This is a genomic window from Legionella maioricensis (assembly GCF_023618015.1).
In the GTDB taxonomy this organism is placed as follows: Bacteria; Pseudomonadota; Gammaproteobacteria; order Legionellales; family Legionellaceae; genus Legionella; species Legionella maioricensis.
This window is the reverse complement of sequence record NZ_JAJKBJ010000009.1, coordinates 33,046-55,797: the sequence shown is the minus strand read 5'-3', so window position 1 is coordinate 55,797 and position 22,752 is coordinate 33,046. Positions and strand designations below refer to the sequence as shown.

Genomic DNA, 22,752 nt, shown 5'->3' with positions numbered 1-22,752 from the left:
AATCTAGTCCCCTTCCAAACCATGAATGGGTTTCATTCTGCCCCACTGCTTACAACTAGGACAGTGCCAATGTAAATGTTTACCACCAAAGCCACAATGGCCACATCTATAAATAGGCTTATTGTCTAAAAATTTACTGGTAATATCATAAAGCATTTGAAGTTTTTCCCGAACTTTTCCGTGAGCTGATTCAAGATGCCAATAAATTAGTCGATTTAAACCTCGAATTGAAGGATGTTTGCTTAAGTTATCGGCTACAAAATCTATAGCCGCATCCATACTTTTACTTTGACGTAAATACTCAGCAATAACGAAAATTACAGAGGCTCTAGGATGTTCCGCTAGAGTTTGCTCAAGATAATGAATACAATCAGACATCAAATCCAGTTCTTTATGGCAAAAAACCAAAGGCTCAATTATTTCTGATAAAAACTCGGCATCTTGCTCAGGAACTCGCTTTAAAGAACGAATTGCTTGTTTATATCGCCCTTCTTTCATTTCTATGCTTGCATTCATTAAACTGGCTCTGACGGATCCAGTATCCACATTCATTGCTTGTTTAATACAATAAATGGCTCTATCAATAGCATTAACTTTAAGTGCCTGACTGGCCATTTCACAATAATAGTGAGCAGCCTGATTATGAAGACTGGTGCCAGTAGAAATTTCCAGTTTTTTTATAACATCTAATGCTTTTTCCCAGGCTTTTTCTTGCTGATAGATTGCTAATAAACCATGTAAACTACTAGTTTCTTTACTTCCACCAAGCTCTACAACTTCTAAAAAAATTCGCTCCGCCCGATCAAAAACCCCGGCGCCCATATAATCTTGCCCCAAGGCCATCAATGCTTCTTTTCTCTGCAGAATACTCAATTGGGGCCTGGCAATTAAATTCTGATGAATGCGAATGGCCCTATCTACTTCTCCGCGACGTCTAAACAAACTACCCAATGCAAGATGTGTTTCAACAGTATCGCTATCCACCTCAAGCAATTTAATAAAGATATCAACTGCCTTATCAGATTGTTCATTTAATAAATAATTAAGTCCGACAACATATTCACGTGATAAACGGTTATAAACATTAGGATCTTTATCTGAATTGCTTCGATTTGCCATCCACCATCCTGACCAAGCGGCGGCAGGCAACAATAGTGGCCATAAATCAATCATTTATTAATTTCCCTCTCTGCATATTGGGTTCCTACATAATAAAAGAATTAATGCTGATCCTGCAAAGGAATTGAGCGTAAATTTTTGATTTCTCTTTCCGTAAGTTTTAACTGACCTTTCATTTTACGATATTCAATTTTCAAACGCCAATATCGGCCTATGAAAAGTATAAACCCTATAAAAATGCCAATTCCAAGCATAATGGTCATGAGAACAGATATAGGCATGGATAATGTTTTAAAATAAAAATTAACTTGTACTGATGAAGCATTTAAAGCAGCAAAACTAACGCCAATGATAATAAGCACTATATATAAGACCAACATCAATATGCGCATTTAGTATTCCTTCCATCTTTAAACTAATGAATCATCATAACATGATCATTCTAAATAAGTCAGATACATCAACCCTTAAATAAAGTCTAATAATAATTTTTCTTAACTGGCCTGTTAATATCCCCCCCTAAGAGTGATGTTTCCATTGCTCTTCATAAATCATCCAATTTAGAAAGAGTTGCAATGAATTTTTGTAACGTCTCAATAAGTCCAGAAAACGTCATCCCGAACAACGTGAGGGACCTCCTGAAAAGTGGCGCTGTGCCTTGAGTCTGGAGATCCCTCACGTTGTTCGGGATGACGTAATTTCTCGAATTTATTGAGACGCTACGAATTCTTAAACGATGGTCATTCTACAAATTCTATTCATACGAATAAAAAAAGCGTAGATCACTCTACGCTTTTTAAATTCCTAGCTGTAAATAGGTTATTCGCCTTCTTTACTAGCCATTTTTTCTTTCAACAAATCACCTAGAGTTGTTGATGTACCTTCTGCTCTTGAGTATTTCTTGATTGCATCCGCTTCATCTTGAGCATCTTTCGCTTTAACTGAAAGAGTTATTGAACGATTTTTTCGATCAACATTCATGATTTTGGCTTCAATCTCATCACCTTCTTTAACTAAGGTGGTAGCATCATCAACGCGCTCATCGGATAACTCACTAGCACGAATAGTACCAGTAATATCATCTGCTAATGCAACAGTAACTGTTTTTGCGTCTACAGCAGTTACTTTACCTTTAACTATTGCGCCTTTAGTGTACTCATCAACAAAACTTGTAAAGTTATCCCCTTCAAGTTGTTTTAACCCTAAAGAAATACGCTCACGCTCTGGGTCTATTGCTAAAATAACAGCTTCTAACTCTTGACCTTTCTTAAATTGTTTCACAGCTTCTTCGCCAGCAACAGTCCAGGAAATATCAGACAAGTGAACAAGTCCGTCAATTTCACCATCAAGACCAATGAAGATTCCAAAATCAGTAATAGAACGTATTTTACCGCTGACTTTTTGGCCTTTATTGTGTACTGATGCAAATTGTTGCCATGGATTGCCAACACATTGTTTCATACCTAAAGAGATACGGCGTCTGTCTTCATCAATTTCAAGAACCATAACGTCGACTAAGTCACCCATAGATACTACTTTACTTGGATGAACGTTTTTATTAGTCCAATCCATTTCAGACATGTGAACCAGACCTTCCACACCTTCTTCAATTTCTACAAAGCAACCATAATCTGTAATATTAGTTACTTTGCCTTGTAATCTCTTACCTATAGGGTATCTTTCAACCAAATCAACCCAAGGATCGTTTCCTAATTGTTTCATACCTAAAGAAACACGGTTTCTTTCGCTATCGAAACTTAATACTTTTACTTTTACATCTTGGCCAACTGATAATAGTTCACTAGGATGCTTCACACGCTTCCAGGAGATATCAGTGATGTGTAATAGGCCGTCAATACCACCTAAATCAATAAACGCACCGTAATCGGTAAGGTTTTTAACAATACCGTGAAGCTCTTGGCCATCATGCAAGGACTCAAGTAGTGCTTGTCTATCAGCACTGCTTTCTTCTTCAACAACTGCACGACGTGATACAACAATATTGTTGCGCTTCAGATCCATTTTGATTACTTTAAACTCAAGTTCTTTACCTTCAAGGTAAGATGGATCTCTTACAGGTCTTACATCAACTAATGAGCCAGGTAAAAATGCGCGTATGGTACCAATTTCAACTGTAAAGCCACCTTTAACTTTACCAGAAATAAGACCAGTAACTGTTTCATTATTTTCATGTGACTTGGATAATTTGCGCCATGCTTCCTGACGCTTGGCTTTTTCTCTTGAAAGCAGCGTTTCGCCGTGGCCATCTTCAACTGAATCTAATGCCACTTCGACAGTATCACCTAGGCTAATTTCCAGGCTGCCATCTTTATCATAGAATTCTTCTACGGGAACAATACCTTCTGATTTTAAGCCGGCATTTAAAGTGACGAAATCATCATCAATACCGATAACTTTAGCAGAAATAATGGCACCAGGATAAAATTGAGCGCCGATAATACTTTGCTCAAATAGTTCTTTGAAACTTTCAGACATGTTAGTAAACTCTTTAGTAAAAAAATGAAAGAATGAGTCCCACTCACCTTTCCCCCAACAAAATAACTATAAATCTTTCAAGCGTTCATCCAATAATTTTAATACAATATTGAACACTTGTACAATTGATAGTCCGGTTGTATCAATCTGTACTGCATCTTGAGCTGGTTTTAGTGGTGCATGTGTTCGTGCAGTATCCCTTGTATCACGTTTAGCCAGTTCTTCTACAACCTGCGCGAGGCTAACATTAATTTCTTTTTCTTTCAACTGTAAAAAACGTCTATTTGCTCTTTCTTCTTCATTTGCATATAAAAAAATCTTTAAAAATGCATTTGGAAACACCACTGTTCCCATATCACGGCCATCAGTAACCAAGCCGGGCAATTTGGCAAAGCCCCGTTGACGTTCTAATAAGGCCTGTCTTACCTCAGGAATTACCGCAATTTTTGATGCATCTTGCCCGCATTGCTCACTACGAATTTGTTGAGTAATGTCTGTATTATCAAGCACAACCCTGGAACCATTATCTTCGGTCGATTCAAAACGTAAATTTAAAGAAAAAGCTAAATGAGTTAGTTTATCGATTTCATTAGCTTCCACTCCATTTTTTCGTGCTGCATAAGCTAAGACGCGATAAATTGCGCCGCTATCAAGCATATTCCAATGAAGATGTTTGGCTAGTAAGTTACATATAGTTCCTTTACCGGTCCCACTGGGCCCATCCAAAGTAATGACGGGTACATTTTTTTCATGCATTATCAATTAATTCCTCTATTTGAAAATGAAGTTCATTTGCAGTAGTTACAAAAGCAGGAAAGGATGTGGTAACGTTAGCACAATTCTTGATGGTTATAGGTTCACTGGATACGGCACCGGCAATAGCAAAAGACATAGCGATGCGATGATCCCCCCTACTGTCAACTACTCCTCCGTGCATTACACCGCCCTTAATCGAAATTCCATCTTCAAAGCCTTCTGCTTCTATTCCTAATTGCAGTAAACCGTCGACCATAGCACCTATGCGATCACTTTCTTTTAAACGAAGCTCTTTAGCACCTTTAAGGGTTGTTTGACCTTTGGCACACGCAGCGGCGATAAAAACAATGGGAAACTCATCAATTGCCAGGGGCACCATTGAAGAAGGTATGTCCACTCCTTTTAAGGATGAATAATTAACTTGTAAATCAGCAACCTGTTCCTCACCATAGTAGCGCTGATTTAAAATCGTAATATCAGCGCCCATTTCTTTTAATATATGAATAATCCCTGTGCGTGTTGGATTAATGCCAACATTGCGTATTAAAACACTGGAGCCTGGGATAATGGTAGCAGCAACAATAAAAAATGCGGCTGAGGATATATCTCCTGGTACATTTATATTGGTTCCCTGGCATTCACCATCAGCATTGATTTCTATTGATTGTCCCGATTGATGTACGGGATAAGAAAATGTTTTTAACATCAGCTCAGTGTGATCGCGACTTATGCCTGTCTCTGTTATTCTGGTTTGCCCCTTTGCATAAAGCCCAGCTAATAAAATACATGACTTAACCTGTGCGCTGGCTTCAGGCATTACGTAATTTATGGCACTTAGTTCTTTGCCACCTTTGATGATAATAGGCGGCTTTCCCTCATGAGTAGAAATATCTGCTCCCATTTGGGTTAATGGTTTACTTACTCTCAACATGGGCCTCTTTAATAGGCTTTCATCCCCAGTAAGTTCACTGTCGAATGGTTGAGCAGAGAGCAAACCGGCAAGCAAACGCATACTGGTTCCAGAGTTCCCACAATCAATAATTTGGTTAGGTTTTTTTAAGCCATATTTACCGACTCCATGGATCACCACCTGGTGATTGATCGGCCCTTCTATTTCTACACCCATCGTTTTAAATGCCGCAAGAGTAGCCATACAATCATCACCATCAAGAAAACCCGTGATAACTGTAGTCCCTTTTGCCAAAGCACCAAATATTATTGAGCGATGAGAAATGGATTTATCACCGGGAACTGTAATATCACCGGCTATAGAGTGAACCGGATGACTCACTAAATTAAGTATTCTCACTAACTGTTTTCCTTCGCGAATTGAGTCATAAAATTAATTAAGGCATCAACCCCAGCCATTGGCATCGCATTATAAAGACTAGCACGCAGCCCCCCAACATATCGATGTCCTTTTAACGCATAAAGCCCCTGTTTTTCAGCTAATGTGATGAACTTATTTTCTAAAGTAGAATTTTTTAGTGAAAAACAAACATTCATAAGAGAACGAGCATCTTTTGCGACATGGGTCAGATAAAAATCGGTTGAATCAAGATATTGATATAACTTGGCTGCTTTTAAACAATTTTGACGAAATAAAGCATCGACACCACCCTGAGCTTTAATCCAATCAAACATTTTATCAGCTAAATAACAATTAAATACCGGGGAAGTAGCATAAAGAGAATGATGTTCTGCCTGTAGTTTATAATCTAACATAGTAGGCACAGGCGGTTCTGGCAATTTGGCCAATAAATCCTCACGAACAATCACAATAGTTAGCCCAGCATTAGCAATGTTTTTTTGAGCGCCGGCAAATATTAATCCATATTGCTTAACGTCTATTGGCTCACTCAATAAGCAGGAAGTCATATCAGCAATCAGAGGCAGATCGGAGGTTTTAGGCACATAAGGAAATCTAACGCCGTTGACTGTTTCATTGGGGGTATAATAAATGTATTTAGTATTGTCTCTTACTACCCAATTCCCCTGCTCAGGGATTGATTTAAAACCATCTTTATCTTCATTTACCAGACTATAGGCTTTTTTCAGGCGTTCTGCCTCCTGAAATGCCATCTGGGACCAAATGCCGGTAATGAGGTAACCCGCCTCTTCCTGAGGAGATAAAAAATTCATGGGAATCATAGCGAACTGCATTCGTGCTGCGCCACCCAAAAATAAAACATGATAGTTTTCTGGTATGGTTAATAATGCTCTAAGCGATTGCTCTGCATGCTTTAAAAGCCCGGTAAATTCAGGTGTTCGGTGGCCCAACTCGAGAATGGACACGCCCATATCTTGCCAATTGAGCAGTTCCTCCTGAGCCTCTTTAAGGATAGGCTCAGGAAGCATTGCAGGACCTGCACCAAAATTATAAATCCTGGTTTTCATCATTATGATCTTCACTTTCTGTTGAGTTTACTTCTTCTGAATTTTCAGAATCATCTAACTCCTCAGATTCTTCACCCAGATCTTCAATTTTCTGCATTCCAACGACATGTTCACCAGGACTGACGTTAATCAGACGAACCCCTTGAGTGTTTCTACCAATAATAGACAACTCATTAACCTTAAATCGAACTAAAGTGCCTTTATCAGTGATTAACATGGCTTCATCACTATCAGTGACTTGTAATGATCGAACCACTTTACCATTACGCTCTGTCACCTGAATGGAGATTACCCCTTGGCCACCCCGTCCTGAAACACGATACTCATCTATCTCGGTTCGTTTACCATACCCATTTTCGGTAGCAGTAAGAATAGTTCCATTGGGATGAACCACAACCAGAGATTTCACGGCCTGACCGTCTTCTATTCTGATTCCACGCACCCCACGAGCCGTCCGTCCCATAGGTCGTACCTTGTTTTCATCAAAACGAATCACTTTTCCAGCATCAGTAAATAACATGATGTCTCTGGTACCATCAGTAATATCAACACCGACTAAACTATCATCCTCATCCAAATCTACTGCAATAATTCCATTGGAACGAGGTCTGCTAAAGGCATTTAAAGAGACTTTCTTAACTGTTCCTTTCTTGGTAGCCATGAATACATAATATTCTTCTTTATATTCACGTACAGGAAGCATGGCATTAATTTCCTCACCTTCTGCGAGAGGAAGTATGTTGATGATCGGCCGTCCCCGAGAAATACGGCTGGCTAAAGGAAGTTGATAGGCTTTCAACCAATACAATTTTCCATGATTCGAGAAACAAAGTAAGGTATCATGAGTACTGGCAATAACTAAACGCTCTACAAAATCCTCATCTTTAACATGGGTTGCTGATTTACCTTTACCGCCGCGGCGCTGAGCCTGATAAGCAGTAATTGGTTGATATTTCACATAACCCTGATGAGATAAAGTAACCACCACATCTTCTTCAGTAATCAAATCTTCAATGGTTAAATCTTCTTGTGAGGCAGTAATTTCAGTGCGTCGCTCATCGCCAAACTGTGTTTTTATCTCTAATAATTCATCACGAATCACTTGCATGAGTCGCTCAGGAGAAGCAAGTATATCCAATAACTCTTTTATAAGACGCAGCAACTCTTCAAACTCATTAAGAATTTTATCTTGTTCCAGAGCCGTTAAGCGATGAAGTCTCAATTCCAGAATGGCCTGGGCCTGAGCTGCAGACAATCGATATCCGGCATCCCCAAGACCAAACTCAGGAGTTAAATCATCCGGTCTGGAAGCATTGCTTCCCGCTTGGTCTAACATCCCTTTAACCAAGCCAGGTTGCCATAACCTAGCTAACAAGGCCTCTTTTGCATCCTGAGGTGTTGGAGATTGTTTAATCAGTTCAATCATCTCATCAATATTAGCCAGAGCAATTCCCAACCCCTCTAACAAATGAGCACGGCCCCGGGCTTTTTTCAATTCAAATATAGTTCGTCTGGTCACTACTTCACGTCGATGTTTAATGAAGTACTCCAGAATTTGCTTCAAATTCAGAGTACGGGGCTGACCATCCACCAGCGCAACCATATTAATCCCAAATACATTTTGCATTTGGGTGTGGGCATACAAATTATTTAAAATAACATCGGCCACTTCATTACGCTTTAATTCGATGACTACCCGCATACCTTGTTTATCAGATTCATCTCTCAGCCCGGAAATACCTTCAATTTTCTTATCTCGAACCAATTCTGCAATACGCTCAACCAAACGCGCTTTATTAACCTGATAAGGTAATTCATGAATAATAATAGCTTGTCGGCCAGACTGTTCATCCGTCTCGATTTCAGTTCGGGCACGAATGACCACCCGCCCTTTTCCAGTGCGGTAACCTTGAATAATTCCAGCTCTGCCATTGATAATAGCGGCTGTAGGAAAATCTGGCCCTGGAATAATTTCCATTAGATCGTCAAGACTGGTCTCAGGCTCATCCACCAGAGCAATACATGCATTAATAACTTCGGTGAGATTATGTGGCGGAATGTTGGTTGCCATACCTACGGCAATACCCGAAGAACCATTAACTAATAAATTAGGGACTCGGGAGGGTAAAACAACAGGAGCAAATTCTGTTTCATCATAGTTAGGACTAAAATCAACGGTTTCTTTATCTAAATCCGCTAATAAAGCATGGGCCACTTTGGACATTCTTACTTCAGTGTATCGCATGGCTGCCGGAGCATCTCCATCGACAGAACCAAAGTTTCCTTGACCATCAACCAAAAGATAGCGTAATGAAAAAGGCTGTGCCATACGAACTATGGTATCGTACACTGCCGTATCACCATGAGGATGGTATTTACCGATGACGTCCCCCACCACACGTGCAGATTTTTTATAAGGTTTATTCCAATCATTACCTAATTCACTCATCGCAAAAAGAACTCGCCTGTGTACGGGCTTTAATCCATCGCGAACATCAGGTAATGCTCTACCTACGATAACACTCATAGCGTAGTCTAAATAGGATTGCTTTAACTCGTCTTCAATATTAACTGGCAAGACTTCTTTGGCTAAGTAAACCATGATTTGGACGTATCCTTATTCAATGATTAAGATAAATTATGGGTAAGAGGATACCATACAGACCGGTGTAAATGCATCATCTTAAGTACCTGAAACCTCCTGAATGTTATTTATCAGGCCTATAGCAAGCTACTCAGACATTTATTTAATAAATCCATACTTAATTGAGCGCGATTTAATTGCGTTTTTTTGAAACAGGATGGACTTTGCCATGCATACGTCATCCCAAACGCAGTGAGGAATCTCCTGAGTATGGCATTGTACTCTAACGGCACGAGATCCTTCGCTATGCTCAGGATGATGGGTTTTTCTGTGAAAACCGTCTTTTTTATTGAATAAATTAGTAAAAGTGATTACTTAATCTGACTATGCTATTTTTATATTGATACTCAGATATTAATGATCATCAATAAGGATTTCATGAGTTTGATTTCATTAAAATAATCACTAAAAGGGACAAAAAAATAATTATGCTGAAACAACTAATAACAATCGCCTGCGTTATTTTTAGCATGGTTCTCCTCATAATGTATGTGTTTCAGCGCCATTTAATTTACTTCCCTGATGTACATCATCCTCGTTTAAAAAAATACCAGGCCGATGATATGACCATAGTGTCCTTGCAGACGCAAGACAATATAGCGTTAAACTCTTGGTATAAACCCGCGATTAACAATCAACCTACTGTACTTTATCTGCACGGAAATGCAGGACACATTGGATATCGCATGCCTTTGGCCCGTCAATTTATTAATGCGGGGCTTGGGGTATTTTTATTGGAATATCGAGGATATGGCGGTAATAAAGGACGCCCAAGTGAAACAGGTTTATATGAAGATGGCCGTACTGCTCTGCGTTTTTTAGAACAGCAAGGCGTTAAGCCAGAACAAACGGTATTATATGGTGAATCATTAGGTACAGGAGTAGCAACAGAACTGGCGAAGCATCACCAGGTTTGCGCTGTAATCTTACAATCCCCCTTTACTTCTTTGGCGAATTTATCTCGTTATCATTATCCATGGTTATTCATTCAACCATGGGATCAGTTTAATTCCTTAAATCGCATTACAGCAATTAATGCCCCTCTACTTGTTCTTCATGGAAAGCAAGACCAAATTGTACCTTATACGGAAGGTTTAACCATTTATAACACGGCAAAAGAACCTAAAAAAATGCTGTCTTTTGAACAAAAAGGTCACAATAACTTATGGGAAAGCCCGGACTTTTCTAATGGAATTATTCAGTTTATCCGCGCCCATTGTTTTCATTGAATAAAATTGTTATTAATGGAACGCTATAAAATTAAACTGTTATTTTAATGGCTTAATTATCTGACAAATACACAATTCCCGGTTTCTTAAATATTTAACTTACCAGAATGAATTGAGGGAGTTTATAAAATATAAAATCAGTCTCAATCTCTGTTTTCAAGGAGTTATCATGTCTGCATCGGAAGCTGTTCTTAAAAAATCCACCTTTTATGATGAGATTATGAAGATAATCAGTAATCCCCCAGTATATCTCCAAGAAATAGAAGCATGGCTCGACGTGAAACTTCGGCATGCTTCGACGGGAGTACGCCTGGATCAAGTGACCGATTTAATACATTTAGTCAGCATCCTGAAAACAAAACAATGTTCTAACTATGTCTTTGCTCTTCAAGTTTATACAGCAGAACGAACGTCTGCTGAATCCCAAAAGTCCTTAATCACGGCAATAATGATGATGCCCGGTCAGGACGATAAGATTTGTGAACTCATTTGCTATTTGGCTCAGGAAAACGCACTGGAACGATACACTCGAATAAGCCACCTTCCCCCCATTAGATTTTATCAAGACAATGGGCGCTCTAATGAATGTCGCTATGATGAATATAAAGAATGGTACTTACTTTTTGAATTGTTTAGTCTATGCAAAATAGCCCCGCACAAAGCTATTCCGTTAATAGCTCGTTGGCTAACCGCTAATACTCCCTCGACTCAAGATATCCATGCTTTTCTCAAGCTTCTGAAAATTATGGATGAGATGGAAGTGTTACATTATGAAATTATAGAAACGATAACCCCTTATCTAAAAAACCAGGCCAGCATAGAAAAGATCAACTTATTTTTACTAAAGCTCCAACGCAATAATTTACTCAACTCTGAAGTTTTTGAGCATGCCCTACCTTTATTGAAACATCTTTCTGCACTCGATACGTTTTTCACTTTTTATGAAGATGAATTAAAAAGCCCTCCGTCTCGAAGCAGTATACTGCAACGATTACGCCCTTATTGTCAGATGCTTCTACCTGCAAAAAAAAGTTATGATGATCACGTAGAAGCAAATACCCCTTTACATCAGGCTGTTCTTGAAGGTAATGCAAGAAATCTGGAACTTACCTTGAGTTTTGCCAATAGAAAACTCCTCGCGCATACATCCTATGAAAATACGGCCCTGGTATTAGCTTGTAAAATAGCGAATAAATCAGCAGCCAAGCGTATTTTAGCAAAGATGCAGGAGTTTGAATGTGATGTTAATCAAGCAGATCATCATGGAATGACAGCCCTTCACTGGGCTAAATTCTATCATTTTGATGATTTAGTCAGTGATCTCATGAGAGCAGGTGCAAATGATAAGCTAAAAACGAAAAGTGGTGAGAACTGTGACTATTTTTACAACCATCGATTTAAGCTCAATGACTTTAAAATCGAGGGCCCTGAAATTATAGAAGATGCATTCAAATTGAAGAATGCCGCGCTCACTGATCTATGCTTTCATATGGATAAAATTGCCTTAAATTTAAAATTAGCATCGCAGATTGAGATAGATGACCTCTATGCAAGCAGTGATACTGCTCAATACCGCTCCGCTAATAGATTCCAATTATTCTTTAAAACACTCCGTTCCAGATTAATAAATTGGTTAGAAGAACAACAGCGCTTAAGCCATCAATCCAATCCAGCCTCCGCAAGCCTTGGCTTGGTATAGGAATGCTTGTCTTTAATTTAATGATGCTGCCAGAGATATAAATGAACGTCGGGCCCCTGGCCCGACATGGGGTTGAAAAAAATAATTTATAATAATTCTTCAGGAGTTTTGATATTTTCCTGTTAATCCTTAAAATTCTAAACCATAATATGTAATTATCCGAAGTTTAGATTTTTCTAAGTTCGTTTTAAGTGCCAATAATTGATACGGCCCTTAAAGAGTAAGTTAACGTTTAAATTGACTATAAGTAACCATTTTTATATAGTTCTGCGCAATCCCACTACTATGAATACTTATAGTACGAAAATAATCAGGAGACACAATGAGCAAAAAGACAGCTAAACTTAGCATTGAAGGGCAAGAATCGCTCGATTTACCAATCTATACCCCTACTTTAGGTAATGACGTGATTGATATTACCCAACTTGGTGCGCGTGGTGTCTTTACTTTTGATCAAGGTTTTTTATCAACAGCTTCCTGTGAATCTAAAATTACTTATATCGATGGAGATAAAGGCGTATTGTTATATAGAGGGTATCCTATAGAACAATTGGCTGAGAAAAAAGATTTTCTTGATGTGAGCTATCTGTTGCTTAATGGTGAATTACCCAATGCAGAAGAAAAGAAACAATTCGTTGGATTAATCAATAACCATACTATGGTGCATCAACAAATGTATCAATTCCTCAACGGATTTCGTCGTGATGCACATCCAATGGCTATTATGGTAGGTATCGTTGGTGCTTTATCTGCTTTTTACCATGATTCCATGGATTTAAATAATGAACAAGATCGCTTTATTTCCGCGATTCGTTTGGTTGCTAAAATGCCTACTCTAGCCGCTATGAGTTATAAATACTCCACTGGCTTACCGTACATGTACCCAAAAAATAAAATGTCTTATGCTGAAAACTTCCTCCATATGATGTTTGGTGTTCCTTCTGAAGATACAACACCGGATCCCGTATTAGTTAGAGCAATGGATACTATATTTATTCTTCACGCGGATCATGAGCAAAATGCGTCTACATCGACAGTTCGCCTGGCAGGTTCAACAGGAGCAAATCCCTTTGCCTGTATTTCAGCGGGAATTGGCGCATTATGGGGACCAGCTCATGGTGGTGCAAATGAAGCATGTTTAAACATGCTAAAAGAAATAGGTGATGTAAGTCGCATAGAACACTATATTAAACGTGCTAAAGATAAAGATGATCCATTCCGCTTAATGGGCTTTGGACACCGCGTTTACAAAAGTTATGATCCCAGAGCCAAGGTCATGCGTCAAACGTGTTATGATGTTTTGGAAGCGGTAGGCGCTAAGGATGAACCTTTATTCAAGCTTGCAATGGAGTTAGAGCGCATTGCACTTGAAGATGATTATTTCATTCAGAAAAAGCTTTATCCCAATGTCGATTTTTATTCAGGCCTCACCTTAAGCGCTATAGGAATCCCGACGAACATGTTTACTGTCGTATTTGCTTTGGCTCGAACAGTTGGTTGGATGAGTCACTGGATGGAAATGGTAGCCAGTAAATCAAGAATCGGCAGACCACGTCAGCTGTATACAGGTGAAAAAAATAGAGACGTCACCTAGTCTTATGGGTATGGGTTTATAGCCGTTTCCTGTCTCCTTCGCAGAAAAGACGATATACACTGCTTATTTCGTCGTTGCGAGCTTTAGAGAAGCAATCCAGAACAATACTTTGTTGATAACTTGAAACTGGATTGCTTCACTTTTGAACGCTTATCAAATAACAGAGCATCCAGGTTACGCTCTCTATTTACTTATTACACTGCTTAAAGCCCTCTTCCAACCCTTATACTCTTCGTTAATTTGCTCTATTGCTCTTTGGGGTTGGAATGCTTGCTCCATATCCCATACATTTTTTAAAGCAGCAAATGAATCAAAAACGCCATATCCTAAAGCCGCCAAAATTGCGGCACCTCTTGCAGTGGTTTCTATATCCTTGGGTTTTTGCACAAGAAGTTGACACTGATCCGCTAAAAATTGAAGGAACCATTGATTAGCAGCCATCCCCCCGTCTACCCTTAACAAGGCCAAATCCAGATTGCTGTCTTCTCTCATACAAGTTAGGACTTCTCTTGTTTGATAACAGACCCCCTCTAAAGCGGCTCTGGCAAAATGAGCTCTATTGGTGGCGCGGGATAATCCAAAAACTGCAGCCCCGGATGTTGATGACCAATGAGGTGCCCCCAATCCTGTAAATGCTGAAACCAAATAGACTCCTTCATTAGTCTTAAGACTTTTTGCCAAGGTTTCAGTTTCACTGGAACTAGAGATCAATTTCATCTCATCACGCAGCCATTTAACTGTAGTGCCTGCATGATAGATACTGCCTTCTAAACCATAAGCAGTAGTCCCTTTTATTTTATAGGCAACAGTCGTTAGAAGCTTATGTTTTGAGATTACAGGCGTATTGCCGGTATTGAGTAATAAAAATCCGCCTGTTCCGAAAGTTGCTTTAACCATGCCATCATCAAAACATCCTTGGCCAACCAAGGCCGCTTGTTGATCACCTGCAACTCCGGTTATAGGAAGTTCAAATCCTAACCACTCCTTGTTAATAGACCCAAAATTACCGTCACTGGCATATACTTGTGGCAATACTGATTCAGGAATTTTAAACAGCTGAAGTAAATCTTTATCCCATTGCTCTTTTCTAATATTAAATAGCATGGTTCTCGATGCATTGGTTATATCAGTTGCATGTTTCAGACCTTTTGTCATTCGCCACACTAAAAAACTATCAATAGTCCCGAAAGCGAGTTCACCTCTTGATGCCAGTTCCTGTGCGTGAAGATTGTTATTTAACAGCCAATTTAATTTACTTGCTGAAAAGTAGGGATCAGGAATCAAACCAGTTTTTTCCTGAATCAGGGGAGTATGTTCATATAAAGACCGACAATATGCTTCAGTGCGCCTATCTTGCCACACAATAGCAGGCGCCAGACATTCCCCGGTTTTTTTATTCCAGATTACGGTGGTTTCTCTTTGATTGGTAATACCACAAGATAAAATTTGCTTTCTTTCAACTTGGGATACAACATCCCTTACCGCATTTAATGTTTTTTCCCATATTTCTTCAGGATCATGCTCAACCCACCCCAATTGAGGATAATATTGAGTCAGTGGGTATTGACTACTAGCGACTAAGTGGCCTTGAACGGTATATAGCATGGCGCGAGTGCTGCTCGTTCCCTGATCAATAGCAAGTAAATAATTCATTAGTCACAATTCCTTTTTGATAAACCTAAAATAGTAAGCCCTGTCGTCACCTCGAGCGTTAGTCACAAAACCTCTTCTAATGTGAAAAAACAGGCGACCATCGTTAAGAGCTCTCATGCCATTAACTTAAGAACGTCATCCAGAGCGAAGCGAAGGATCTCCAGAATATGGCTCATGCCTATTTCAGAAGATCCCTCGTCGCAAACTCCTCGGGATGACGAAAAATGACTTCAGCCAATGCCAAAGGGGATAAGCCCGCATCATCAACAACCCAGCCTTTAGTCTACACTGAATTAAATTGCGTGATTCTGTTGAGTGTATACTTTATTATTATATTTTAATTATTATGTATTTAATTCTACACTTTTTTTTCGGAGACCAAAACATGGATCAAGTTTTTGATGTTGCAGTTATTGGCGGCGGCATCAATGGTTGTGGATGTGCTGCAGATGCAGCTTTAAGGGGATTATCTGTAGTACTCTTCGAGCAAGATGACCTGGCATCTAAAACTTCGTCAAGCAGCACTAAATTAATTCATGGCGGATTAAGATATCTGGAAAACTATGAATTTGGTCTGGTAAAAAAAGCACTGGAAGAAAGACAAACATTATTAAATCTGGCACCTCACTTAGTCCATCCTCAATCATTTATTTTACCTTATCAAAAACACATGCGCCCCGCGTGGCTGTTACGATTGGGGTTATTCTTTTATGATCATTTAAGTCGCAAAAATCATTTACCCAAGTGTAAATCCATCAAAAAAAACAGCAAAAATAGTTATTTCACCCCTCTAGTAGACAAACTCAAACGCGGTTTTTTATTTTATGATGCAGCAACAGATGATGCCCGCCTAACGATTATTAATGCCATACAGGCAAAAAAACATGGGGCAAGCATTCGACCTAATTCAACCGTAATTAAAGCCGAGGTGGTAAACCATTTATGGCAATTGACCATTCAATCTAAAGAAGGGCATATTTATAGAGTGTTTGCCAAGTCAATAATTAATGCTGCAGGTCCCTGGGTAGAGTCCATAGCAAAATTGACTCACATACCCGTTAACCATCAAATAACATTGGTTAAGGGAAGTCATATTATTGTGCCTAAAATTTACGAAGGCAAACATGCTTATTTTTTACAAAACAATGATAAGCGTGTAGTTTTTGTTATTCCTTATCATGGATTTAGTATGATAGGAACAACGGATACCCTTTTTAAAGGGGATCTGAAAGATCAAATACATATTAGTAAGGAAGAAACGGAGTACCTGATCGCGTTAGTTAATTCATATTTTAAAATCAAATTAAGTGCCAATGATGTCCTGTTTTCATGGAGTGGCGTTAGACCTTTATTAGCAACTAACGGCAAAGAATTAAAGGCTTTAAGTCGCGATTATAGTTATGAATTTAGTACGAATCCGGCTCCCATTGTGACAATTTTTGGTGGAAAAATTACCACCTATCGTCAATTAGCAGAAGAAACAGTAAATCAGCTGGTCCCTCTTTTTCCACAAATACATCCGTCACAAACAAAATATATCCCTCTTCCCGGTGCTACTTTTGGAACAATGAGTTTTGATCAATATGTAATTTATGCACGAAAAAAATACGATTGGCTGGATAACGAACTGCTTAATCGTTATCTCTACAGTTATGGCAGCAATACCGAACTCTTTCTTTCAAAATGTACGAATATTGAATCTATGGGTAAACGATATGGCTCATCCCTCTATCAAGTAGAATTAGATTATCTAATCTCTGAGGAATGGGCCAAATACCCTGATGATGTATTGCAGAGACGAACAAAACTGGGATTCACCATGGATAATGCCAGCAAAAAAGAGCTGGAAGAGTACCTGGCGAGTATTAATCCTTATCCTGTTCAATCTGAGCCCGTATATCACTAACATCAGCATCTAAAGCTTGCTGTGCCAATTCTTTTAAGGTGGATTCTGGCATGCTGCCAGCATCCGAATAAATTACTATGCCTTCTTTAAAGACCATAAGATGCGGTATGGAACGAATCTCAAAAAAATCAGCCAATTCTTGCTGTTCTTCAATATTTACTTTAACAAATCTTATCATAGGAAATTGATCAGAGACTTTTTCGTAAACTTTTGCAAATTGTTTACAAGGGGCACACCACTCAGCCCAATAATCAATAAACACTATTTCATTTTCGTTAATAAACGATTCAAATGCATCACTACTTAAAGTTTGGCTCGGCATGTTTCTTCCCTTGCATCAAGTACTGTTACGATATTGTCAAAAATTTCATCCACATTACCCGTCCCCACCACACTATGAAATTGTGGAGCTCCTTTGGAACTTTCTTTAGCCCATTGTTTATAATATTTTATCAAAGGTGCCGTTTGATTATGATATACCTCCAGTCTTTTTCGCACGGTTTCTTCTTTATCATCTTCGCGCTGAATCAGAGGCTCTCCTGTAACATCATCACATCCAGCAGTTTTTGGTGGATGATTCATAATATGATAAACCCGTCCTGAAGGCTGATGAATTCGACGACCACTGATTCGTTGAATGATTTCATCATCATCGACTTTTATCTCAATTACATGATCTAAATAAATTCCTGCTTGCTTAAGCGCCTCGGCCTGAATTAAGGTTCTTGGAAACCCATCAAACAGAAAACCATTTTCGCAATCGTCTTTTTTTAAGCGTTCTTTAACTAAACCAATGATGATGTCATCAGAAACCAAGCCACCTGACTCCATAATTTTTTTAGCACTTAAGCCTAATGGTGAACCTTGTGCGATAGCGGCCCGCAACATATCTCCAGTGGAAATTTGCGGAATTTTATAACGTTCAATCAAACGCAAAGCCTGGGTTCCTTTCCCCGCGCCCGGTCCGCCTAAAAGCATTAATCGCATCAAAAAACTCCTCTTTGATAATCCTAAATTTAGTCTTCCAAGTATACTACTACTTCTTCAATTTATAAATTTTTTAGTCAATATTTAACATAATGACCACATATATTAATTACTTGTTACTACCATGAATGCGACTTCATCGTATTTTTACACGAATTTAATTGCATGGCATATAATTGTGATTTTGCTTTAACTTTATGGGCTACGGAAATCAACCAGGGTTTCTTTAAGTAAGTTTTACGTTGGTACCCACCTATTCCTTCATGATATGCCAGGTAAAGAGAGTATGCATCTGCTCTGGAAATTCTGGCTTTTTTATTCGCCTCATTAGCATACCAACCAATAAAATCAACTCCATCACCAAAATCATCACGAGATGACCAGAACCAACCATTAGTTCGTTTATACTGGTTCCATGTGGAATGTAATGCCTGGGTATATCCATAAGCACTCGATGGTCTTTTCCATGGAATAATTTTTAATAATTTGGTGCGTGGCGGTTTAGCTCTGGCATCAAACTTTGATTCTTGATGAATAATAGACATTTGGACCGGGACAGGTATTTTCCAGCGTTTTTCTACATCTTTAGCATCTCGATACCAACTGGGGTATTGCTTAAAGATAGTACATATATTATTAACATCCGAGGGCGGTCTGCTCACACAAGCCGTAAGGAAAACAGCGGATAAAAGTAAGGCTAATAATTTAAAGTTCATGATTTTATTATATTAAATTGTGGTGTGCTTAAGCAACACGATAAGCCCGAAAAACGCATAGTAACAAATTTACTCTTTACAATCCATGCCATTTGCTTTTGCTTACTTCAGTCTCCGTGCTAGAATTCATTCGAGTTTAATTAAGGCAAATAATCCTCATGACCATACTTGTATTTGATATAGAAACCATCCCCGACGTAGAGTCGGGCCGTAAGTTATTTGATTTGGATGGTTTGTCAGATGAAGAGACAGCTTTGGCTATGTTTGCTTTAAGAAGAGCCAAAGTGGGTAACGATTTCCTCCCACATTATTTACAAAAAATTTGCGCCATTTCTGTAGTAATGAGTCATGGTTCACAAGTAAAAGTATGGTCTCTCGGGGATGAAGATTCTAATGAAAAAGAATTAATCACCCGTTTTTTTGCAGGAATTGAGAAACACACCCCTACTCTGGTCAGTTGGAATGGTAGTGGTTTTGATTTACCTGTTTTGCATTACCGCTCACTATTACATTCAGTTCCTGCCCCAACTTACTGGGAAGCTGGCGAGAATCAGCAAGCCTTTCGTTGGAACAATTACCTAAGCCGATTTCATTATCGTCATATTGATCTAATGGATGTAATTGCGGGTTATCAAAACAAAGCTTTTGCTCCTCTGGATGATATTTCCAGCATGTTTGGTTTTCCCGGAAAAATGGGAATGAGTGGTTCGAAAGTTTGGGATCAATACAGTGCCGGCCAAATCAAAAACATACGTGATTACTGTGAAACCGACGTTCTTAATACTTATTGTGTGTATTTACGCTTTGAGTTAACCCGTGGGGTCATTAATACAGATGAATACAATAATGCAATAGAACGCCTGAAATGTTATTTAAGCGCTGAAAAAGAAAAAGAACACCTGAACGAGTTTTTAAATCGTATGGCCTAATCATTAAAAGGCTCTATGACCTGAAAACGTTACCTTGGCTTTTTCGTCTTCTATGCTGCTAAACGCGCTTTTGTATTCCTCACTGTTAAGATAAATTAAGGTTTTTTTATAACAGGTTTCCCCTAGTTCCTTATAAGCGTCTATACCTACCGCATTGGCCTTATTGGCCATCTGTGTCCAAGACCATATAGTTATCCACCATTCTATAATTGGTTTATATATCTCAACCCAAGCCAAAACTGCCTCAGGAACGTGCTCCATATCAAAGTAACTGCTTAGTAAAATAAGAGTCTGCTCTTGAGACAAGTTTCCTTCAAGTGCAAAATAGACCAGATCCCAGATCAAATCATTACTACTTGAATACTCCCAATCAATCATGTGCAGTTTTATTTTAATATTGTGCTCCTCACCCTCAAAAGACAATATAAAATTAAGGGGGGTTGCATCATTATGACAGGGTCGCATTTCGATGTGATAGGCGCTAAAAAGTTTCTTTAATTCCCCCATTTGCGCTTCGATAAAGCCTATATCCCCAGAAAAAGGAAATTTTTTATCTTTTAATACCTGCAATAACTCTTCATTACGTTCAAAAATAGTGACTTTATTTGGAAAAGGTTTAGAACAATGAAGACGACGCATTATAGCGGCTATAGAATGCAGAATATCCTTTCTTGCCAATGCCTCTTCATCTAATTTCACCCCGTCAACAAAGCGAGTTAACTGTAAGCCATCTACTGGATCAAAATAGGGGACAGGAACATTAATCTCTAATTTCTCCGCCTGAAGCGCGTTATGTGCCTCGTCTTCTCTGGCTATAAAAGCAGAAGAGCCTTCACCTGGAATGCGTAATACCCACTCTTCATGCATTGATCTAATTCCGACTTTATACGTAGTATTCGTCATTCCTCCAGCCAATAATTTTAATCTTAGTACATCAAGACCCACTGTATTAAAACAAGGTATACGTCGAATTGTAGGGAGCAAGTCCAGATAGCGCCTGGTGAGAGTAACCAATGTGTTCCAATCTTTACTAACACGTGCCGCACGACCTAAGGACTGGGTATCTAATAAACTTAGAATGTACGTGATTAAATAATCGTGGGACTCAGGATTAATACTGTTTTTACCAAAAAAATCCAATTTCGACTTCATAAGATCCTTAAGTGTCCTGGCGGGATACGATTTTTATAGTATATAAAAATGAACTCTATACTAACAACCATTAAATAATGATTAATGCATGCAAATCACTCAATCTGCTTGTTTTTCTCTATCGTAAAATAGATAGGAAACGTTATATACTATATAACGTTATTTTCTGATTATGATATCAAGGCTAAAGTTATGTCTGATCCACTTATTCCTATATCGCGCAGACAGGCCCTGACTTTTGCTTGCTTCCTGGTTTTATATGAGTTTCTAACCTATATTGCCAATGACATGATCATGCCCGGCATGATTAATGTAGTAAAATCTTTTAATGCACCTGAGTCTACTGTTGCGACTTCCCTTACCGTTTATATTCTTGGTGGCGCCAGTCTGCAGCTAATACTCGGTCCCATCTCCGACACGTACGGTAGACGACCATCGATGTTGTTGGGAGCCTGTCTCTTCTTTATTTTTACCTTATTAATTGCTTGCTCTCATTCAATGGATCAGTTTCTCATTGCCCGATTTTTCCAGGGAATGGGATTATGTTTTATTGGGGTTATCGGGTACGCAACCATTCAAGAAATATTTGATGAAATGAATGCCATTCGGCTTATAGCGATTATGGCTAATGCTGCTATTTTAGCACCTTTGCTTGGACCACTTTTAGGTGCCATTATTATCCATTACACTTCCTGGCGTTTTATATTTGTCATGATAGCCTTCTTTGCACTTATTGCTCTTTGGGGGTTATGGCGTTATATGCCTGAGCCTATAGGTCATGTTAAAAGAAATGGCGAAATAACTCCTAAAGTCCCATTCTCTGCAAAATCAATATTTAAGAACTATAAAGAACTATGTACTAATACAACTTTTTGCTTTAGTACCATAGCTGCAGGCATTATCGGCATTCCTTGTATCGCTTGGATTGCGCTGGCCCCTATAATACTGATTACTGAAGCTAAATTAACTGTTATTCAATATGGTCTTTGGCAGCTACCCATATTTGGGGCAACGATTATCGGAAATTGGTTTCTGCATCGATTAACTTACAAATATAAAATTAAACAGATTATATTTCTTGGTTGCATTATTATGGCGATAGGAATCATATTAATAGCCCTTCTACCCTATTTGTATGGTAATGATTATCACTATTTACTACCGGGAATTATTATTTATTTTTTTTCACTCAGCATAATTAATGCGCCATTGAACAGGTTTTGTCTGTTCATCACCTCGGTTAGCAAGGGAACCGCGTCTGCGCTAGTGAGTTTGAGTGTGATGATTATTGGCGCCATAGGCATAGAAATAGCAAGCGTCTTCTATCAGCAGCATAATAATTTGTACTTTGGTATTTTCTGCAATGCCGTCGGCGCCCTATTTTTAATATTTATCAGTTTGACTTTTATGTCTGAAAAGGAGAAACAGACGCATATTGAAAACCTATAAGCACCGCAATTGATAGCCATCATCCG

18 protein-coding genes are annotated in these 22,752 nt (G+C 38.8%); 6 read left to right on the top strand and 12 right to left on the bottom strand.

Annotated features, from left to right (window positions below):
• Positions 1-3: 3 nt before the first annotated feature.
• From lapB to gyrA, 7 genes are all read right to left on the bottom strand, one after another.
• Positions 4-1,173, bottom strand: a complete 1,170-nt coding sequence (lapB, locus tag LOX96_RS09080; protein ID WP_250421151.1) for a lipopolysaccharide assembly protein LapB — start codon at positions 1,171-1,173, stop codon at positions 4-6.
• A 47-nt stretch (positions 1,174-1,220) separates the two neighbouring features.
• On the bottom strand, positions 1,221-1,511 hold the full coding sequence (locus LOX96_RS09075; protein WP_250421150.1) for a LapA family protein: 291 nt from the start codon (positions 1,509-1,511) through the stop codon (positions 1,221-1,223).
• A gap of 427 nt (positions 1,512-1,938) precedes the next feature.
• The gene (gene rpsA / locus LOX96_RS09070; protein ID WP_250421149.1) at positions 1,939-3,615 is read right to left on the bottom strand and encodes a 30S ribosomal protein S1; all 1,677 of its coding nucleotides are present in this window, start codon (positions 3,613-3,615) and stop codon (positions 1,939-1,941) included.
• A 66-nt stretch (positions 3,616-3,681) separates the two neighbouring features.
• A complete protein-coding gene (gene cmk / locus LOX96_RS09065) occupies positions 3,682-4,371 on the bottom strand; it encodes a (d)CMP kinase (RefSeq protein ID WP_250421148.1) in 690 nt (229 codons plus the stop codon).
• Complete coding sequence (gene aroA / locus LOX96_RS09060; RefSeq protein ID WP_250421230.1) at positions 4,364-5,674, bottom strand: 3-phosphoshikimate 1-carboxyvinyltransferase; 1,311 nt, start codon at positions 5,672-5,674, stop codon at positions 4,364-4,366. Before aroA ends, cmk begins: the two co-directional genes overlap by 8 nt.
• Before the next feature lie 5 nt (positions 5,675-5,679).
• A complete protein-coding gene (gene serC / locus LOX96_RS09055; RefSeq protein WP_250421229.1) occupies positions 5,680-6,768 on the bottom strand; it encodes a 3-phosphoserine/phosphohydroxythreonine transaminase in 1,089 nt (362 codons plus the stop codon).
• Positions 6,749-9,370 carry a DNA gyrase subunit A gene (gene gyrA / locus LOX96_RS09050; RefSeq protein ID WP_250421147.1) on the bottom strand — a complete coding sequence of 874 codons (2,622 nt, stop codon included), beginning with the start codon at positions 9,368-9,370 and terminating at the stop codon, positions 6,749-6,751. The genes serC and gyrA overlap by 20 nt, the downstream gene beginning before the upstream one ends.
• Before the next feature lie 470 nt (positions 9,371-9,840).
• Between gyrA and LOX96_RS09045 the strand changes: the two genes are divergently transcribed.
• The 3 genes from LOX96_RS09045 (at position 9,841) to gltA (ending at position 13,934) form a co-directional block, all read left to right on the top strand.
• The gene (locus tag LOX96_RS09045; protein WP_250421146.1) at positions 9,841-10,641 is read left to right on the top strand and encodes an alpha/beta hydrolase; all 801 of its coding nucleotides are present in this window, start codon (positions 9,841-9,843) and stop codon (positions 10,639-10,641) included.
• A gap of 169 nt (positions 10,642-10,810) precedes the next feature.
• The gene (gene ankQ, locus LOX96_RS09040; RefSeq protein ID WP_250421145.1) at positions 10,811-12,340 is read left to right on the top strand and encodes a Dot/Icm T4SS effector AnkQ/LegA10; all 1,530 of its coding nucleotides are present in this window, start codon (positions 10,811-10,813) and stop codon (positions 12,338-12,340) included.
• A gap of 322 nt (positions 12,341-12,662) precedes the next feature.
• Positions 12,663-13,934: a citrate synthase gene (gltA, locus tag LOX96_RS09035; RefSeq protein WP_250421144.1), complete on the top strand. Its 1,272-nt coding sequence runs from the start codon at positions 12,663-12,665 to the stop codon at positions 13,932-13,934.
• Between the two features lie 183 nt (positions 13,935-14,117).
• Here the strand turns inward: gltA and glpK are convergent, their stop codons facing one another.
• Positions 14,118-15,587, bottom strand: coding sequence for a glycerol kinase GlpK (gene glpK, locus LOX96_RS09030; RefSeq protein ID WP_250421143.1), 1,470 nt, complete (start codon positions 15,585-15,587; stop codon positions 14,118-14,120).
• 385 nt (positions 15,588-15,972) lie between these two features.
• Between glpK and glpD the strand changes: the two genes are divergently transcribed.
• On the top strand, positions 15,973-17,493 hold the full coding sequence (glpD, locus tag LOX96_RS09025; protein WP_250421142.1) for a glycerol-3-phosphate dehydrogenase: 1,521 nt from the start codon (positions 15,973-15,975) through the stop codon (positions 17,491-17,493).
• Here glpD and LOX96_RS09020 read toward each other — a convergent pair.
• The 3 genes from LOX96_RS09020 to LOX96_RS09010 all read right to left on the bottom strand — a co-directional run bounded on the left by LOX96_RS09020 (position 17,453) and on the right by LOX96_RS09010 (position 19,196).
• Complete coding sequence (locus tag LOX96_RS09020) at positions 17,453-17,815, bottom strand: thioredoxin family protein (protein WP_250421141.1); 363 nt, start codon at positions 17,813-17,815, stop codon at positions 17,453-17,455. The two genes, glpD and LOX96_RS09020, sit on opposite strands and share 41 nt — an antisense overlap.
• Complete coding sequence (gene adk, locus LOX96_RS09015; RefSeq protein WP_250421140.1) at positions 17,797-18,480, bottom strand: adenylate kinase; 684 nt, start codon at positions 18,478-18,480, stop codon at positions 17,797-17,799. Before adk ends, LOX96_RS09020 begins: the two co-directional genes overlap by 19 nt.
• Positions 18,481-18,599: 119 nt before the next feature.
• Entirely contained in the window at positions 18,600-19,196 is a 597-nt protein-coding gene (locus LOX96_RS09010; protein ID WP_250421139.1) for a transglycosylase SLT domain-containing protein, read from the bottom strand.
• 158 nt (positions 19,197-19,354) lie between these two features.
• On the opposite strand from LOX96_RS09010, the gene LOX96_RS09005 reads away from it, so the two are divergent.
• Complete coding sequence (locus LOX96_RS09005; RefSeq protein WP_250421138.1) at positions 19,355-20,125, top strand: 3'-5' exonuclease; 771 nt, start codon at positions 19,355-19,357, stop codon at positions 20,123-20,125.
• Positions 20,126-20,128: 3 nt separating this feature from the next.
• On the opposite strand, the gene LOX96_RS09000 is transcribed toward LOX96_RS09005, so the two are convergent.
• Complete coding sequence (locus LOX96_RS09000) at positions 20,129-21,277, bottom strand: phosphotransferase family protein (RefSeq protein ID WP_250421137.1); 1,149 nt, start codon at positions 21,275-21,277, stop codon at positions 20,129-20,131.
• Positions 21,278-21,469: 192 nt separating this feature from the next.
• On the opposite strand from LOX96_RS09000, the gene LOX96_RS08995 reads away from it, so the two are divergent.
• Positions 21,470-22,726: an MFS transporter gene (locus LOX96_RS08995; RefSeq protein WP_250421136.1), complete on the top strand. Its 1,257-nt coding sequence runs from the start codon at positions 21,470-21,472 to the stop codon at positions 22,724-22,726.
• The last annotated feature ends 26 nt before the right edge of the window (positions 22,727-22,752 follow it).